This is a genomic window from Elstera cyanobacteriorum (assembly GCF_002251735.1).
Taxonomy (GTDB): domain Bacteria; phylum Pseudomonadota; class Alphaproteobacteria; order Elsterales; family Elsteraceae; genus Elstera; species Elstera cyanobacteriorum.
The window spans coordinates 26,375-42,013 of sequence record NZ_NOXS01000024.1 but is presented as its reverse complement, the minus strand read 5'-3'; the positions used below and the strand labels follow the sequence as shown (position 1 = coordinate 42,013).

The window sequence follows — 15,639 nt, the reverse complement described above, 5'->3', positions numbered from 1 at the left end:
CTAATACCGAATCTTATCCCCTTTCCGGTCCCATTCATCGAAGGCAGCCTTGGCTTTGGCCGCTTCGATTTGCTGGGTGGGGATCGACCGCGCGTCGATGGGTTTCGGGAGTTCCTGGTAGAGAAACTCGTCATCGAAGCCAATCGCCGCCGCATCCTGGCGAGTATTGCCATAATAGATGCGGTCCAGCCGCGCCCAATAGATGGCGGCCAGGCACATCGGGCACGGCTCGCAGCTCGTGTAAATTTCGCAGCCGCTAAGATCGAAGGTGCCAAGCGCTTGGCAGGCGCGGCGGATCGCCGTCACTTCGGCATGGGCGGTCGGATCATTGGTGGAAGTGACCTGATTCCAGCCCTCGGCAATCACCTGACCGTCTTTAACGATCACCGCCCCGAACGGTCCGCCCGCCCCGTCACGCATCCGGCGGACGGAGAGATCGATGGCCTGCCCCATGAAATCCGCCGGGGTTAGCGCGCTCATGCCACGGTTTCCTTGCGGGCCGTGCGAACGCCGTTGGCGAGGTCTTGCACCAGGGCCAGGGTCTGCGCAACGCTGTCGGGCGTTGCCTTACCGTCCACCAGACTATCGGCGAGGCGTTGCACGATGGCCGAGCCGACCACCGCCGCATCGGCGACCCGCGCCACGGCGGCGGCGGCGGCGGGGGAGCGAATGCCGAAGCCAACGGCAATCGGCAAATCGGTTGCGGCGCGCAGGCGCTCGACCGCCGCCGAAATCGCCTGATCGGTCGCCGATCCCGCCCCGGTAATGCCGGTGATCGAGACGTAATAGACGAAACCCTGCGTGTTCTTCATCACCGTTTCAAGCCGGTGCGCGTCGGTCGTCGGCGTGACCAGCCGGACGAAATCCACCCCGGCCTTGGCCGAGGGCAGGCAGAGTTCGCCATCTTCTTCCGCCGGAAGATCGACGACGATCAACCCATCGACCCCCGCAGCCTTGGCGCGGTCCAAGAAGGTTTCGACGCCCATCGCGTGGATGGGATTGTAATAGCCCATCAGCACAATCGGCGTGACCGTATCGGTTTTACGGAAATCTTCGACCATCGCCAGGGTCTTGCGCAGGGTCTGCCCCGCCGCCAGCGCGCGCAGATTGGCAAGCTGAATCACCGGGCCGTCGGCCATCGGGTCGGTGAAGACCATCCCGAGTTCGATAATATCCGCGCCCGCCGCAGGTAGGCCCTTCAGTAAGGCAAGACTGGTCGCGTAATCGGGATCGCCAGAGGTGATGAAGGTGACCAGCCCGGCACGGTTTTCGGCCTTCAGGCGCTGGAAGGTGGCGTCGAGGCGGCTCATTACAGGCTCACTCCCAGGGCTTTGGCGACGGTGAAAATATCCTTATCGCCGCGACCACAGAGGTTCATGACGATGATCTTATCGCGCGGCAGGGTCGGGGCGATTTTCACCACTTCCGCCAGCGCATGGGCCGGCTCCAGCGCCGGGATAATGCCTTCGAGCTTCGAGAGCATTTGGAAGGCGTCCAGCGCCTCGGCATCCGTGACCGAATGGTACTGCACGCGGCCAATATCGTGCAGATAGGAATGTTCCGGCCCGATGCCAGGATAATCCAGCCCCGCCGAAATCGAATGGGCTTCGGCGATTTGCCCGTCTTCGTCCTGCAATAGATAAGTGCGATTGCCGTGCAGCACGCCGGGGCGTCCGCCCGTCAGCGACGCCGCGTGCTGGCCGGTTTCAATCCCGTGCCCGGCTGCTTCGACGCCGATCATCGCCACATCGGCATCGTCGAGGAAGGGGTGGAACAGCCCGATGGCGTTGGAGCCGCCGCCGATGGCCGCGATCAGCATATCCGGCAAGCGGCCTTCCTTGGCCATCATCTGCTCGCGGGTTTCGATACCGATGACCGACTGGAAATCGCGCACCATCGCCGGATAGGGATGCGGCCCCGCCGCCGTTCCGATGACGTAGAACGTATCTTCGACGTTCGTCACCCAATCGCGCAGGGCTTCGTTCATCGCGTCCTTAAGGGTGCGGGAACCGCTTTCGACCGGCTTCACCTCCGCCCCCAACAGGCGCATGCGGAAGACGTTCGGCTGCTGCCGCTCGATATCGACCGCGCCCATATAGACCGTGCAGGGCAGACCGAAGAGTGCCGAAACCGCTGCCGTGGCGACGCCATGCTGGCCCGCGCCGGTTTCGGCAATAATGCGGGTGCGGCCCATCCGCTTCGCCAACAGCACTTGGCCGAGGCAGTTATTAATCTTATGGGCGCCGGTGTGGTTGAGTTCGTCGCGCTTGAAGTAAATCTTCGCGCCGCCAAGTTTTGCCGTCAGCCGTTCGGCGAAATAGAGCGGGCTGGGACGACCGACATAATCGGCGAGATAATAGTCCATCAGCCGCTTAAACTCGGGATCGGCCTTCGCGTCGGCATAGGCTTTCTCGACCGACAGAATGAGCGGCATCAGCGTTTCCGCCACATAGCGCCCGCCGAAAATCCCGAAATGGCCGTCGGCATCGGGGCCGGTCCGGTAAGAATTAGGCAAAACGCGGGTCATGGCGGGGACGCTCCCTTAGTCTCGAACACCTGAGGGGGCTGATTACAACTCTATCTGCGTGCCGAGTTCAACAACGCGATTGGCCGGAATTTTGAAGAAGTCAGTCGCGGAGACCGCATTCTTCGCCATGCTGATGAACAAATGCTCCCGCCAGGTAGCCATGCCCGGACGAATGGTGGAAATCAGCGTTTCGCGCGACAGGAAGAAGCTGGTTTCCATCATGCTGATCGGCAGACCGAACTCCTTACAGCGTTGCAGCACCGCAGGAACGTTCGGGTCTTGAGCGAAACCATAGCGAATCTGGATGCGAAAAAAATTTTGATCCAACGGCTGCAAAACCAGTCGGTCGCGCTCGGACACATAGGGCACATTCTCGGTGCTGACCGTCAGCAGGATCACCCGGTCGTGCAGAACCTTATTGTGTTTGAGGTTATGCAGCAGGGCATAGGGCACCACCTGATTGTTCGCGGTCATGAAAACCGCTGTCCCTGCCACCCGATGCGTCTTGCTGCTGGACTGGCGCGAGAAGAAGGACGCCAGCGGGATGGTACCTTCCTGCAACCGTTCGGCGACAATCTCGCGCCCGCGCTTCCAGGTCGTCATGAGCACGAACAGCATGCCGCCCATCACCAGCGGGAACCAGCCGCCATCGGCAATCTTCAAGGCATTTGCCGACAGAAAGGCCAGATCGACGACCAGGAACGGCACGACCACTGCCAGCGTCAGACTGCGGGGCCAAGCCCATTTATGCCGAGCAATGGCATAGGAAAGCGCCGCCGTGATCACCATCGTGCCCGTTACCGCGATGCCGTAGGCCGCCGCAAGGTTGGAGGAGGAGTGGAAGGCGATCACCAGACCGACGACGATGGCGTACAGCGCCCAGTTCACCTGGGGAATATAGATCTGGCCAATGGCTTGTTCAGACGTGTGCCGCACGTCCATGCGCGGCGAATAGCCAAGCTGCATGGCCGCCCGGGTGATGGAGAAAGCGCCGGAAATGACGGCCTGACTGGCGATGACCGACGCGCAGGTCGCCAGCAGTACCATCGGGTAAAGCGCCCAATCGGGGAAGGCGAGATAGAAGGGGTTTTCCAGCGCCGCCGGATTATCCATCAGCAGCGCGCCTTGTCCCAGGTAGTTCAGCACCAGGGCCGGCATGACGAACCATAGCCATGCGGCCACGATGGGCTTCCGCCCAAAGTGCCCCATGTCGGCATAGAGCGCCTCGGCCCCCGTCAGCGCCAACACCACAGCGCCCAAGGTAAAGAACCCGTAAGTGCCGTGGTGGATGAAGAATTTGACCGCATAGGCCGGGTTGATCGCCAGCAGCACGCGCGGATTGCCGATGATCTGATAAATCCCGGCGAGCGCCAGTGCAATGAACCAGAGGGCGACAATAGGGCCGAAGAAAGTGCCAACCTTCTCCGTCCCGCGCGACTGGATCGCGAAGAGGCCGGTAATCACCAGCAGCGTAAAGGGCACGATAAATGGATCAAAGACCGGCGTTGCGACCTTCAGCCCCTCCATCGCCGAGAGAACCGAGATGGCCGGGGTAATAACACTATCGCCGTAAAACAGCGCCGCCCCGAACAGCCCGAGGGCCACGAGCGTTCCCGCCCCATAGCGCGCCTTTTTGACGTAGCGGAGGGCGAGCGCCAGCAGCGCCAGCACCCCCCCTTCCCCCTCGTTATCGATGCGCATCACAAACAGGACGTATTTCACCGTCACAACGAAGGTGATCGACCAGATAATCAACGACAGAATACCGAGGATATTATCTTCGGTCAGCGGTAAGGCGTGGTGACCGGTAAAACATTCCCGCAGCGTGTAGAGCGGGCTGGTGCCGATATCGCCGAAAACGACGCCCACCGCCGCCAGGGCCAGTTTGAAAAGAGCCGATTTGCTGCCGTCCGTCGCGTGTCCGTGCGCCATGATCGCTCAGCCTCGTACCGTCTGCATGTTTCGCCCCTAGTTCGGCGGTTTACCTTTAACGAACGTCCGGCACTCTGCGCGTCCCGGCGCCCGAAGGCAAGGGAACGCAGTGACGCGCTTTCTGTGGTGTCTTTTTAACACCACAAAAGCTGATCGGCACACCTTCGCACCGCCCCCTGCGCTGTGATGACCTTTTGCCACCCGCAAGAGGGGGCAGGGGCCGCAGGCGCCCGACGATCTCCTCACCGGCGCGCCGCCCCTTCCGGCGGATTTTCAGAAATCGACCGAACAGAGTGAGGACTAAGAATGAAACAAGGGACTGTCTGGCGCTGTCTTGCCGCCTCCATGCTGACCACCTGTGCACTGAGCGCCGGGGCCTTGGCGCGTGATCTAACCATCGTCTCCTGGGGCGGGAATTTCCAGGACGCCCAGCGCAAGATTTTCTTCGAACCCTACGCCAAGCAAACCGGCAAGCCCGTGCTGGACGAACCCTGGGACGGCGGTATCGGCGTGCTGCAAGCCAAGGTGAAGGCGGGTAACCCTAATTGGGACGTGGTGCAGGTCGAAGCCGACGAACTGGTGCTGGGCTGCGCCGATGGGCTGTTCGAAACTATCGACTGGACCAAGGTGGGCGGTAAAGGCAATTTCCTACCCTCCGCCGTCAGCGAGTGCGGGGTCGGGTCTATCGTCTGGTCCACGGCCATTGCCTACGATAGCGCCAAAATGGCCAATGGCCCGGCCAATTGGGTCGATTTCTGGGATGTGAAAAAATTCCCCGGCAAGCGTGCCCTGCGCAAAGGCCCAAAATATACGCTGGAATTCGCGCTGATGGCCGATGGCGTCGCCCCGACCGATGTTTATGCCGTGCTGGCCAAGCCGGAAGGCGTGGCGCGCGCGTTCAAAAAGCTCGATGAACTGAAGCCGAACATCGTTTGGTGGGAATCGGGCGCGCAGCCGTTGCAACTGCTGGCGTCGGGCGAGGTTGCCATGACCTCCGCCTATAATGGCCGCATCACCGGCATCAACCGGGCGGAAGGCCGCAAGTTCAAAGTGGTCTGGCCGGGCAGCATCTATGCTGTCGATAGCTGGGTAATCCTGAAAGGCGCCGAGAATAAAACCGCCGCGCTGGATTTCATCGCCTTCGCCAGCAAGCCCGAAAACCAGTCGAAGCTGCCGCAGTATATCGCCTATGGGCTGCCGAATACCCAGGCGGGCCGTCAGGTGCCGGTCGAGTATGTTGCCGACCTGCCGACGGCGGCGGAAAACCTGAAGCAGGCCATTCCGCTGAATGCCGACTTCTGGATCGACAATTCCGAAGCCCTGACCAAGCAGTTCAACGCCTGGTTGGCGAAATAGCCTCTCCCTCCCCCCTCCCGCCGGGTTCGCCCGGCGGGGTCTTTTTTTCTGCGGGAGAAGGACGCGCCATGAAACCCAGTATCCGCTTCGACGCGGTTAGCAAAGCGTATGGCGCCGTGCGCGTCATCGATGACCTAAGCCTCGACATCGCCAAGGGCGAGTTCGTTAGCCTGCTCGGCCCCTCCGGCTCCGGCAAGACGACCTTGCTGATGATCCTCGCGGGCTTTGAAGCCCCCACCGCCGGGTCGGTCTGGCTCGACGGCCGCCGGATCGACCGACTGCCGCCCTATAAGCGCGATATGGGCGTGGTTTTCCAGAACTACGCCCTGTTCCCGCATATGAGTATCGCCGAAAACATCGCCTTCCCGCTGCAAATGCGTGGCGTCGGCAAGGCAGAGCGGGAGGAGAGGGTGACCCGCGCGCTTGATATGGTGCAGCTTTCCGCCCAGCGCGACCGGCACCCGGCGCAGCTTTCCGGCGGCCAGCAACAGCGCGTTGCCCTGGCCCGCGCCCTCGTCTTCGAACCCGCCGTGGTGCTGATGGACGAGCCTTTGGGCGCGCTCGACAAGCAGTTGCGCGAACAGATGCAGCTCGATATCCGCGCCCTGCACAAACGCTTGGACCTGACCGTGGTTTTCGTGACCCACGATCAGGGCGAGGCGCTGACCATGTCGGACCGTATCGCCGTCTTCAATCGCGGCAAGATCGAGCAGATCGGCAGCCCGCGCGATATTTACGACCGCCCGGCCACACGCTTCGTCGCTGAATTCATCGGCGAGACCAATTTGCTCGACGGTACGGTGGAAACGCTTGCTGGCCCCACGGCCCAGGTACGCCTTGCGCGCGGCGGGATGCTGACCGTTCCCGCCCACGACGGGTTGACGGCCGGTCAACCAGTGCTGATCTCCGTCCGTCCGGAACGCATCCGCCTCGCGGGCAGCGACATTAGCCTCGGCAATGCGCTGCCCACGCGGATTCTCGATAGCGTTTATCAGGGCGATCACCTGCGCGTGCAGCTTGACGGCGCGGCCTTCGATTTCGTCGTGAAGGCGGACCGGCGCGACGGCGATTGGAATACCGATATGCCCGTCACCGCCGTCTTCCCGCCCGAAGATTGCTGGGTGATTACGCCATGAACCGGGCCGATCTTTCCCGCCATCTCACCGCCTTGGCGCTCTTGGCGCCGCTGCTCGGGTTCCTTCTGGCTTTTTTTGTTTGGCCGCTGGTGCAGGTATTGGGAGAATCCGTCTCCGATCACGTCATTGGCCGCACCCTGCCCGTGACGGTGCAGGCGATTGCCCCGTGGGACCGCCAGTCGCCGCCGACCGAGTTGATGAAGGGCGCGCTGGTTCAGGACTTGCGGCAATTGACCGATAAGCAGGCGCAGGGCGATCTGGTGCGGCGGCTGAATAGCGCCCAAGCGGGTTTTCGCACCCTAATGATGAAAACTACCCGCGCGCTGGAGCAGGCCGACGGCCCCGTCGTGCTGACCGAGATCGACCCGCGCTGGGGGGAAGTGCCCTATTGGCGCGCCATCGCCGATGCCGCCGCCCCCTATACCGACCGGCACATGCTGGCGGCCCTCGACCTAACCCGCGACGCCAGCGGCGATCTGGCTGCGATGCCCGCCGATAGTTCCGCCCATCGCGCCATTCTGGGTCGGACTTTCTGGGTGGCCGGGCTGGTGACGTTGGCGTGCCTTGCCATCGGCCTTCCTTACGCGATGCTCGCCGCCTCGGTCAGCGGTTGGAAGCGCCAAGCCCTCCTGGCCGCCGTGCTGCTGCCGCTCTGGACCTCCCTGCTGGTCCGCACCGCCGCCTGGTACATTCTCTTGCAGGAACAAGGCTTGGTGAACGATCTGCTGCGCGCCCTGCATCTCATCGACGGGCCGGTGCAACTGATCTTCAACCGCCTGGGCGTGGTGATCGCCATGACCCATGTGCTGCTGCCCTTCATGGTGCTGCCGATCTACAGCGTGCTGCTGTCGGTGCCGAAGAACCTGATGCCCGCCGCAGCCTCCCTCGGCGCGGGGCCGATCCGGGCGTTTCTGCGGGTGCTATTGCCGCTCAGCCTGCGCGGTGTCGCGTCGGGCGGGTTGCTCGTCTTCATGGCGGCCATCGGCTACTACATCACCCCGGCGCTGATCGGTGGCGCGAAAGATCAGATGATTTCCTCCGTCATCGCCTTCTACGCCACCGGTTCGGCCAATTGGAATATGGCCGCCGCCTTGGGCCTCGTGCTGCTCACGGCAACGCTGGCGCTCTATGCCGTCTATGGTTGGCTGTCCGCCGACCGCACGGCGCGGGGGTAAGCCATGCTGAACGCCCTGAAACTGGCCTTCGGCGGCCTTGCGGTCCTCTTCCTACTGGCGCCGCTGCTGGCGATCATGCCGCTCGCCTTCACGTCCTCCGTCTTCCTCACCTACCCGCTGCCCGGCGCGTCCTTGCGCTGGTTTGATGAGTTGCTGACCGCCGACGCTTGGCGCCGGTCGATTGGCAATACGCTGTTGATCAGCGTCGGCACCGCCCTCCTCTCGACCGGGCTCGGCACGCTGGCGGCCTTGGGGCTGCGGGGGAAACTGCCGCTGGCGGGGGTGTTCCGCACGCTCTTCCTGTTGCCGATGGTGGTGCCCGCCGTCGTGCTCGGGGTGGGGATGCAGTTGCTCTTCGCCCGGTTGGGGATTTCGAACACCTATCTCGGGGTGATCGTCGCCCATACCGTCGTCGCGGTGCCCTTCGTGCTGGTCAGCGTCAGCGGCGCCTTGGCCGGGATCGACCCGCGCGTGGAGCGGGCGGCCCTCAGCCTCGGCGCCCCGCCCGTCACGGTTTTCTGGAGGGTGACCCTGCCGCTGGCGGCGCCCGGCGTCGTATCGGGCGCTGTGCTCGCCTTCGCCACCTCGCTCGACGAAGTGGTGCTGACCCTTTTCGTCGCCGGGCCGAACCAGCGCACGCTGGCCCGCCAGATGTTCTCCACCATCCGCGAAAACATTAGCCCAGCGATTGCCGCCGCCGCCTTCCTCTTCATCCTCGGCACCCTGCTCCTCGCCGCGCTCGTGCTGCTGCTCCGCCGCCGCACCGCCGCCCGGATGAAGGCTGCCGCCCCCGTTTAACCGTAAGATTGCTTCCTGGAGACTGACGCCATGACCACGAATGCTGCGCTTCTCGCCCGTCGCCTCGCCGCTGTTCCGCGCGGCATTGCCGTCGCCACCCCGGTTTTTGCCGACCGCGCCGACAATGCCGAAATCTGGGACGTCGAGGGCAACCGCTACGTCGATTTCGGCGGCGGCATCGCCGTGCTGAACACGGGCCACCGCCACCCGCGCGTGATGGCCGCCGTTGCCGCCCAGTCGGAACGCTTCACCCATACCGCCTTCCAGGTCATGGCCTACGAGCCTTACGTGGAATTGGCGGAAAAACTGAACGCCCGCGCCCCCTTCTCCGGCCCCGCCAAAACCGCCTTCTTCACCACCGGGGCGGAAGCGCTGGAAAACGCCGTGAAGATCGCCCGGGCCGCCACGGGCCGCCCCGGCGTCGTCTGCTTCACCGGCGGGTTCCACGGGCGCACGCTGATGACGATGGCGATGACCGGCAAGGTGCTGCCCTATAAGCGCCACTTCGGCAGCCTGCCGGGCGATGTGTTCCACGTTCCCTTCCCCGCGCCGCAGAATGGCGTGACGGTAGAAGAATCGCTGAAAGCCCTACGCTTCCTGTTTGCGGCGGACATTGGGCCGGACCGCATCGCCGCCATCGTCCTCGAACCCGTACAGGGCGAAGGCGGTTTCCTGATCGCCCCGACCGAACTCTTGCAGGCCCTGCGCGCCCTGTGCGACGAACACGGTATTCTGCTGATTTCGGATGAAGTCCAGGCCGGCTTCGCCCGCACCGGCAAACTGTTCGGCATCGAACATTCCGGCGTCGAACCCGATCTGGTAACGATGGCGAAATCGCTGGCCGGGGGCTTCCCGCTGTCGGGCGTACTTGGCCGCGCGAAATACATGGATGCGCCGGAAGCAGGCGGCCTCGGCGGCACCTATGGCGGTAACCCGCTGGCTTGCGCCGCCGCCCTGGCCGTGCTGGACGTGATCGACGAAGAAAAGCTGTGCGACCGCGCCAATGTGATCGGCGAACGCATCTTGCAGCGCATCGCCGACATCCAGCGCCGCAACGACCGCGTGCCGCTGGCCCATGCGCGCGGTTATGGCGCGATGATCGGCGTCGACATTGTTAAGGCGGGCACGCAGGAGCCGGATAAGGAAACCACGCAGAAAGTGGTGCAGCGCGCCCTTGATCTCGGGCTTATCCTGCTGTCCTGCGGCACCCACGGCAATGTGCTGCGCATTCTCGTCCCACTGACGGTTTCCGATGCCGTGCTGGCCGAGGGGCTGGACCGGTTCGAAGCCGCCCTGGCCGCTTAAGGGGACGCAGCATGACCTCTTCTACCCTCGGCCTGACGCGCGGCGATCTGCTGCGTAGCGATGCCTATATCAACGGCGCCTGGACGGACGCGGCGGACGGCCAGCGCTTTGACGTTACCAATCCCGCCACGGGGGCCGTTCTTGCCACCGTTCCGCTGATGACACAGACGGAAACCCGCGCAGCGATTGCAGCGGCAGCGGCGGCGCTCCCCGCTTGGCGTGCCCGCACCGCGAAGGACCGGTCCGCCCTGCTGATGCGCTGGTACCGGCTGATTATGGAGAACCAGGAGGATCTCGCCCGCCTGCTGACCCTCGAACAAGGCAAGCCGCTGGCGGAAGCGCGCGGGGAAATCGCCTATGGCGCTTCCTTCATCGAATGGTTTGCGGAGGAAGGCAAGCGCGCCTATGGCGATGTGATCCCCGCCCATAAGCCGGGGGCGCGGCTGCTGGTGCTGAAGCAGCCGGTCGGCGTCGTCGGCGCGATCACGCCGTGGAACTTCCCCAATGCGATGATCACCCGCAAGATCGCCCCAGCGCTGGCTGTCGGCTGCACCGCCGTGGTGAAACCGGCGGAGGCAACGCCGCTGTCGGCCCTGGCGCTAGCCGTGCTGGCGGAGGAAGCGGGCATCCCCGCCGGGGTGCTGAATATCGTCACCGGCGATCCCGCCCGCATTGGGCAGGAACTGACCGGCAATCCTATCGTGCGGAAAATCTCCTTCACCGGCTCCACCCGCGTCGGCCAACTGCTGATGGCCCAATGCGCCGAGGGGGTGAAGAAGGTCTCGCTGGAACTCGGCGGCAATGCGCCCTTTATTGTCTTCGACGACGCCGATCTGGATGCGGCGGTGGTTGGGGCCTTGGCGTCCAAATACCGCAACTCCGGCCAAACCTGCGTCTGCGCCAATCGGTTTTTGGTGCAGAGCGGTGTTTACGACGCCTTTGCCGAGAAATTCGCCGAAGCCATCCGCAAGCTCAACGTCGGCGACGGGCTGACGGCAGGCGTTACGCAGGGGCCGCTGATCAATCAGGTGGCGGTCAATAAGGTCGAAAGCCTTCTGGCCGATGCCGTTGCGAAAGGCGGGCGCATCGTCACCGGCGGCACGCCGCACGCCTTGGGTGGGCTGTTCTTCGAACCGACCTTGGTGGCCGATGTACCCACCACCGCCCGCATCGCCAAGGAAGAAGTCTTCGGCCCGGTTGCGCCGCTGTTCCGTTTCGAAACGGAAGCCGACGCGATTGCGATGGCGAATGATACCGAATACGGCCTCGCCGCCTATTTCTATGCCCGCGACCTGGGGCGCGTCTGGCGCGTCGCCGAAGCCTTGGAATACGGCATGGTCGGCATCAACGACGGCATGATTTCCACCGAAGTCGCCCCCTTCGGCGGCATCAAGGCCAGCGGCACCGGGCGCGAAGGGTCGAAATACGGGCTGAATGACTATCTTGAAATCAAGTACCTCGCCATGAGCGCCTAAACCCCCTAACCACGCTAGCTTTTTTGCCCGTGGCCTTCCACACTGGGGCGGTTCAGGAATTCCCGGGCCGCCCCATGTTTTTGCCGTCCCTCACTGCTCTGCGCGCCTTCGAGGCCGTCGCCCGTCACAAGAGCCTGCGCAAAGCCGCGAAGGAACTCGGGGTCGATCACACGGTCGTTAGCCGCCATGTCCGGGGGCTTCAGGAAAACCTCGACGTACCGCTACTCTATACGTCCCGCCAGGGGGTGGTGCTGACCGAAGCCGGGGCGGAGTATGCCGCCGCCCTTTCCGCCGCCCTCGGCCAGATCACCCAGGCGACGGTGAAGCTCCAAGAAACCAAGCAAACCCGGCCGCTGACCATTGCCTCCCTGCCCGGTTTCGCCCTGCGCTGGCTTACCCCGCGCCTGCCGGATTTTCAGCGCCGCAACCCCAATATCGATATCGCCGTCCGCCCCAGCGAGGAGCGCGCCAATCTGATCGGCTTCCATGCCGATGCCGAAATCCTCTATGGCACCCCGACCGAGGCGGAATTGCGCTACACCCATATCGCGACGCCGCGCGTTTTCCCCGTCGCCAGCCCCGGCTGGGGCGCTGCCCATCCCGACGTGACGAGGCCGGAGCACTTAGGCGGCGCCTCGTTGCTGCACGAAGATAGCCACGAGCAATGGCGGCGCTGGTTCCGCAAGATCGGCATCCCCGCGCCCGAACCGCTGAAAGGCCCCCGCCTGTGGCACGCCCATATGGCGCTGGAAGCCGCCAAGCACGGCCAAGGCGTCGCGCTGGGGAATGATTTGATCTGCGGCGAGGATGTTGCGGCCGGACGTCTTGTGGAAATCGGTACAACCAATGTCGCGCTAGAACCTTACGTCTTCATCACCCGCCGCGACCGCTGGGACGAACCGGCTTTGGTCCGCTTTCGCCGGTGGCTGTTGGCGGAAATCCGCCTGGAGACCCGGCCGCGCCCGTAAGGGGCACCGTCTTCAGTTGACCAAACCTGTTGCACAGGGCCAATCGCGATTGACGGGTCGGTCGCCCCCTCCCAATCCGCTCACAGACGTCCTATATCCTTGAGGAGGGGACAGCCGCTCATCGCCGAACGGTGCCCCTAACGATCAGGAGGGAGGCTCATCATGACCACACTCCACCGCAGCAGCCCGGCACGCGGCCCTTACCAGCGCCACGACAAACGCTACCGCGACCCGGTTCTTCACCTCAACCTCGGCGGACGCCGATGCGACACGGAGGATTGGAGCCTCGGCGGGTTTCGCGCGTCAGGCTTTTGGTCCGCCGCCGCCGTCGGACAATTCTTCGATGGGGCGCTTCTGGATGAGGATGATCGGGTGCTGGGCACTTTTGTCGCCCAACTGGTCACGCCCGGCCATCGGTCTGCCCCGGCGCGCTTTCGCTTTCATCGCTTGAGTAATGCGGCTTTCGATCTGCTGCAAAGCTACGTCTTGCGCCCCCAATAGAGGGCAAGAGCTTGGCTGGGACGGGAGGGATCGAACCTCCGAATGCCGGAATCAAAATCCGGTGCCTTACCGCTTGGCGACGTCCCATCGATAAGCTGGGGGAAATTAGCGGGGTCGCGGGATAGGATCAAGCCTTTCCTGCGGGGGATAGCCCCCGGGACGCCTCAGCTTTCCAGCATGCGGCGCAAGAGTTCGATATCTTCCGCCAAGGCGGCATCGGTGGCCGTCAGCTCTTCGATCTTGCGGACGGCATGCATCACGGTCGTATGGTCGCGCCCGCCGAACTTCCGGCCAATTTCCGGCAAGGATTTCGACGTTAGCGCTTTCGAGAGATACATGGCCACTTGGCGCGGGCGGGCGACCTGACGCGCCCGGCGGGCCGACGACATATCGGCAACGCGGATCGTATAATGTTCCGCCACGCGCTTTTGAATTTCCTCCACCGTCACCCGGCGGTCGTGGGCGCGAATCAGGTCGTGCAAAACGTCCTGCGCGGTCTCCAGCGTAATCGCCCGCCCAACGAGCTGCGCGTGCGCCACAAGGCGATTGAGCGCCCCTTCCAACTCGCGAACGTTGGAGGCGATCTTATGGGCCAGAAACTCCATCACCTTTTCCGGCACCGGCGTGCCAAGCTGCTCCGCCTTCGAGGCAAGAATACCGAGGCGCAGCTCGTACGTCGTCGGATGAATATCGGCAACCAGCCCCCACCCGAGGCGCGAGCGTAGCCGCTCTTCCAGCCCTTCGAGATCGGAGGGGGATTTATCGGCGGAAACGATCACCTGCCGGTTCTGATCGACCAGGGCGTTGAAGGTGTGAAAAAATTCTTCCTGGGTCGAATCCTTGCCGCTGATGAACTGCACATCATCGATCATCAGCACATCGACCGAGCGGAATTGATCCTTGAACGCGACCGTATCCTTAAACCGCAGCGCCCGGATGAACTGATACATGAATTTTTCCGCCGACAGGTAAATCACCCGGCGGGACGGGTCGCGCTGGCGAATGTGCCACGCGATGGCATTCATCAGATGGGTCTTGCCGAGGCCGACACCGCCGTAGAGGAATAGCGGGTTAAACGATACAGCGGCGCTTTCTGCCACCCGGCGGGCGGCCGCAAACGCCAGTTCGTTCGGCTTGCCGACAACGAAGGTTTCAAACGTCAGGCGCGGGTCGAGCGGCACCGAGACTTGATCGGGCGACAGCGGATCGGCCTCCACCGCTTCCGCCCGGATCGCTGGCCGGGCGGGCGCTTCGATTCGATTGGCGGCAGGGGGCAGGGTCAGCGGCACGGGGTCAGCGCGGACCACCGGAGCAGGACCGGCAACCGGCTTCAGCTTCGGCGCCACGACGAGATCAAGCGAGCGCAGGTCGGGCATTTCTTCGCCCAAAACCCGGCGCACTCGGTCAACGTAATGGGTTGCCACCCAGTCGCGCATGAAACGGGTCGGCAGCGATAGGCGCACGGCGCCATCGGTCACATCCTGCACGGCCAGCGGCGCCAGCCAGCTTTTGAACGCCGCCTCCCCCACTTCCGCCACCAAACGGCTGCGAACGCGGTCCCAGCACTCGGCCAAGGCCGATGGCAGCCCGGCAAACTCGTCGGTGGTATGGGGGATGGGGGAAATTCCGGCGGAAGGGGGCATTGCTAAGATCGACAGACCTGAGAATTAAGAAGGGATTACCAATTAGTCCGAACTATCAACAATAGTTGAATGCGTCAGCCGCGCTGAAACAATAATAACCAATGTTGGATTATTCGGCGTTTCATGGTGAATATCTTCGCTTCTATGGTCTAGAATCGGAGTCAAGATGCCTTGACGAATTGTTTCATCTCACGCCGTTGACCCGCTGTTTTCTGGGGTTTTCACCCTGAAACCATCGCACGAATCATCGGGATTACTGTAGGCGTGAGCGGGGGCCGTTGGCAAGGTGATCTTAGCGGGAACATAGGTCTGTCATCCGACTGTCGCGGTAAGGTCACAGATGCCCGATAATCCAAAAGGATTGCCTGACAGACCTCACAGCGCCGATCGAAACAATAAACCACCCTAAAAAAGAAAAAGCCCGGCCCGAACAAACTCGGGTCAGGCATTTTTCAAGCATTTATCTCAATAGAAGCGCGACCGTTTGGCGAAGCCCTGCCGCTTTCCCTGAGATCCGACCGAAAGGGTCGGGAAAGCCTTAGGCGGCCTTCAGGGCCTTCACGCGGGCCGACAAACGCGACAGTTTGCGCGCCACGGCGTTGCGATGCAGGACGCCCTTGCTGACGCCCCGGTCCATTTCCGGCTGGGCAGCCAGGAAGGCGCTGCGGGCTTCATCATAGCTGCCACCGGCGATGGCAAGCTCCACCTTCTTCACGAAGGTGCGGATCCGGCTCACACGCGCCTTGTTGACGGCGGTGCGGCGTTCGGTCTGGCGGATACGCTTCTTAGCGGACAGATGGTGAGCCATTGCTCTCGAAACTCA

The 15,639-nt window shown here is 63.2% G+C and carries 14 protein-coding genes and 1 tRNA gene; 8 read left to right on the top strand and 7 right to left on the bottom strand.

Annotated features, from left to right (window positions below; all coding sequences use genetic code 11):
* Genes CHR90_RS02625 through CHR90_RS02610 form a run of 4 tightly spaced genes read right to left on the bottom strand, consistent with a single transcriptional unit; the run spans position 1 to position 4,459 of the window.
* The gene (locus CHR90_RS02625) at positions 1-480 is read right to left on the bottom strand and encodes a nucleoside deaminase (RefSeq protein ID WP_229671612.1); all 480 of its coding nucleotides are present in this window, start codon (positions 478-480) and stop codon (positions 1-3) included.
* Positions 477-1,310: a tryptophan synthase subunit alpha gene (trpA, locus tag CHR90_RS02620; protein ID WP_094407428.1), complete on the bottom strand. Its 834-nt coding sequence runs from the start codon at positions 1,308-1,310 to the stop codon at positions 477-479. The genes CHR90_RS02625 and trpA overlap by 4 nt, the downstream gene beginning before the upstream one ends.
* Entirely contained in the window at positions 1,310-2,527 is a 1,218-nt protein-coding gene (gene trpB / locus CHR90_RS02615; protein ID WP_094407427.1) for a tryptophan synthase subunit beta, read from the bottom strand. Before trpB ends, trpA begins: the two co-directional genes overlap by 1 nt.
* 42 nt (positions 2,528-2,569) lie before the next feature.
* The gene (locus tag CHR90_RS02610) at positions 2,570-4,459 is read right to left on the bottom strand and encodes a potassium transporter Kup (protein WP_094407426.1); all 1,890 of its coding nucleotides are present in this window, start codon (positions 4,457-4,459) and stop codon (positions 2,570-2,572) included.
* A 306-nt stretch (positions 4,460-4,765) separates the two neighbouring features.
* Between CHR90_RS02610 and CHR90_RS02605 the strand changes: the two genes are divergently transcribed.
* The 8 genes from CHR90_RS02605 (at position 4,766) to CHR90_RS02570 (ending at position 13,173) form a co-directional block, all read left to right on the top strand.
* The gene (locus CHR90_RS02605; RefSeq protein ID WP_212668593.1) at positions 4,766-5,815 is read left to right on the top strand and encodes an ABC transporter substrate-binding protein; all 1,050 of its coding nucleotides are present in this window, start codon (positions 4,766-4,768) and stop codon (positions 5,813-5,815) included.
* 68 nt (positions 5,816-5,883) lie between these two features.
* The gene (locus CHR90_RS02600; protein ID WP_094407425.1) at positions 5,884-6,951 is read left to right on the top strand and encodes an ABC transporter ATP-binding protein; all 1,068 of its coding nucleotides are present in this window, start codon (positions 5,884-5,886) and stop codon (positions 6,949-6,951) included.
* Positions 6,948-8,126 (top strand): ABC transporter permease, encoded by a 1,179-nt coding sequence (locus tag CHR90_RS02595; protein WP_094407424.1) that lies wholly within the window; start codon positions 6,948-6,950, stop codon positions 8,124-8,126. Before CHR90_RS02600 ends, CHR90_RS02595 begins: the two co-directional genes overlap by 4 nt.
* 3 nt (positions 8,127-8,129) lie before the next feature.
* Positions 8,130-8,924 (top strand): ABC transporter permease, encoded by a 795-nt coding sequence (locus CHR90_RS02590; RefSeq protein ID WP_094407423.1) that lies wholly within the window; start codon positions 8,130-8,132, stop codon positions 8,922-8,924.
* A 30-nt stretch (positions 8,925-8,954) separates the two neighbouring features.
* Positions 8,955-10,229, top strand: coding sequence for a 4-aminobutyrate--2-oxoglutarate transaminase (gene gabT / locus CHR90_RS02585; RefSeq protein WP_094407422.1), 1,275 nt, complete (start codon positions 8,955-8,957; stop codon positions 10,227-10,229).
* A gap of 11 nt (positions 10,230-10,240) precedes the next feature.
* Complete coding sequence (locus CHR90_RS02580) at positions 10,241-11,704, top strand: NAD-dependent succinate-semialdehyde dehydrogenase (protein WP_094407420.1); 1,464 nt, start codon at positions 10,241-10,243, stop codon at positions 11,702-11,704.
* Between the two features lie 74 nt (positions 11,705-11,778).
* Positions 11,779-12,672, top strand: a complete 894-nt coding sequence (locus CHR90_RS02575; protein WP_094407418.1) for a LysR substrate-binding domain-containing protein — start codon at positions 11,779-11,781, stop codon at positions 12,670-12,672.
* Between the two features lie 162 nt (positions 12,673-12,834).
* Positions 12,835-13,173, top strand: a complete 339-nt coding sequence (locus CHR90_RS02570) for a hypothetical protein (RefSeq protein WP_094407415.1) — start codon at positions 12,835-12,837, stop codon at positions 13,171-13,173.
* A gap of 12 nt (positions 13,174-13,185) precedes the next feature.
* On the opposite strand, the gene CHR90_RS02565 is transcribed toward CHR90_RS02570, so the two are convergent.
* The 3 genes from CHR90_RS02565 to rpsT form a co-directional block, all read right to left on the bottom strand.
* A tRNA-Gln gene (locus CHR90_RS02565) sits at positions 13,186-13,260 on the bottom strand.
* 77 nt (positions 13,261-13,337) lie between these two features.
* Positions 13,338-14,816 (bottom strand): chromosomal replication initiator protein DnaA, encoded by a 1,479-nt coding sequence (dnaA, locus tag CHR90_RS02560; protein ID WP_094407413.1) that lies wholly within the window; start codon positions 14,814-14,816, stop codon positions 13,338-13,340.
* Between the two features lie 538 nt (positions 14,817-15,354).
* Positions 15,355-15,624 (bottom strand): 30S ribosomal protein S20, encoded by a 270-nt coding sequence (gene rpsT / locus CHR90_RS02555; protein ID WP_094407411.1) that lies wholly within the window; start codon positions 15,622-15,624, stop codon positions 15,355-15,357.
* Between the last annotated feature and the right edge of the window lie 15 nt (positions 15,625-15,639).

Excerpts from the sequence above, each read along its gene's own strand:
- trpB (WP_094407427.1), bottom strand. The coding sequence starts at position 2,527 with ATGACCCGCGTTTTGCCTAATTCTTACCGGACCGGCCCCGATGCCGAC.
- CHR90_RS02580 (WP_094407420.1), top strand. The coding sequence starts at position 10,241 with ATGACCTCTTCTACCCTCGGCCTGACGCGCGGCGATCTGCTGCGTAGC.
- rpsT (WP_094407411.1), bottom strand. The coding sequence starts at position 15,624 with ATGGCTCACCATCTGTCCGCTAAGAAGCGTATCCGCCAGACCGAACGC.
- gabT (WP_094407422.1), top strand. The coding sequence starts at position 8,955 with ATGACCACGAATGCTGCGCTTCTCGCCCGTCGCCTCGCCGCTGTTCCG.
- CHR90_RS02600 (WP_094407425.1), top strand. The coding sequence starts at position 5,884 with ATGAAACCCAGTATCCGCTTCGACGCGGTTAGCAAAGCGTATGGCGCC.
- CHR90_RS02605 (WP_212668593.1), top strand. The coding sequence starts at position 4,766 with ATGAAACAAGGGACTGTCTGGCGCTGTCTTGCCGCCTCCATGCTGACC.
- CHR90_RS02595 (WP_094407424.1), top strand. The coding sequence starts at position 6,948 with ATGAACCGGGCCGATCTTTCCCGCCATCTCACCGCCTTGGCGCTCTTG.
- trpA (WP_094407428.1), bottom strand. The coding sequence starts at position 1,310 with ATGAGCCGCCTCGACGCCACCTTCCAGCGCCTGAAGGCCGAAAACCGT.
- CHR90_RS02575 (WP_094407418.1), top strand. The coding sequence starts at position 11,779 with ATGTTTTTGCCGTCCCTCACTGCTCTGCGCGCCTTCGAGGCCGTCGCC.
- CHR90_RS02610 (WP_094407426.1), bottom strand. The coding sequence starts at position 4,459 with ATGGCGCACGGACACGCGACGGACGGCAGCAAATCGGCTCTTTTCAAA.
- CHR90_RS02590 (WP_094407423.1), top strand. The coding sequence starts at position 8,130 with ATGCTGAACGCCCTGAAACTGGCCTTCGGCGGCCTTGCGGTCCTCTTC.
- CHR90_RS02625 (WP_229671612.1), bottom strand. The coding sequence starts at position 480 with ATGAGCGCGCTAACCCCGGCGGATTTCATGGGGCAGGCCATCGATCTC.
- dnaA (WP_094407413.1), bottom strand. The coding sequence starts at position 14,816 with ATGCCCCCTTCCGCCGGAATTTCCCCCATCCCCCATACCACCGACGAG.
- CHR90_RS02570 (WP_094407415.1), top strand. The coding sequence starts at position 12,835 with ATGACCACACTCCACCGCAGCAGCCCGGCACGCGGCCCTTACCAGCGC.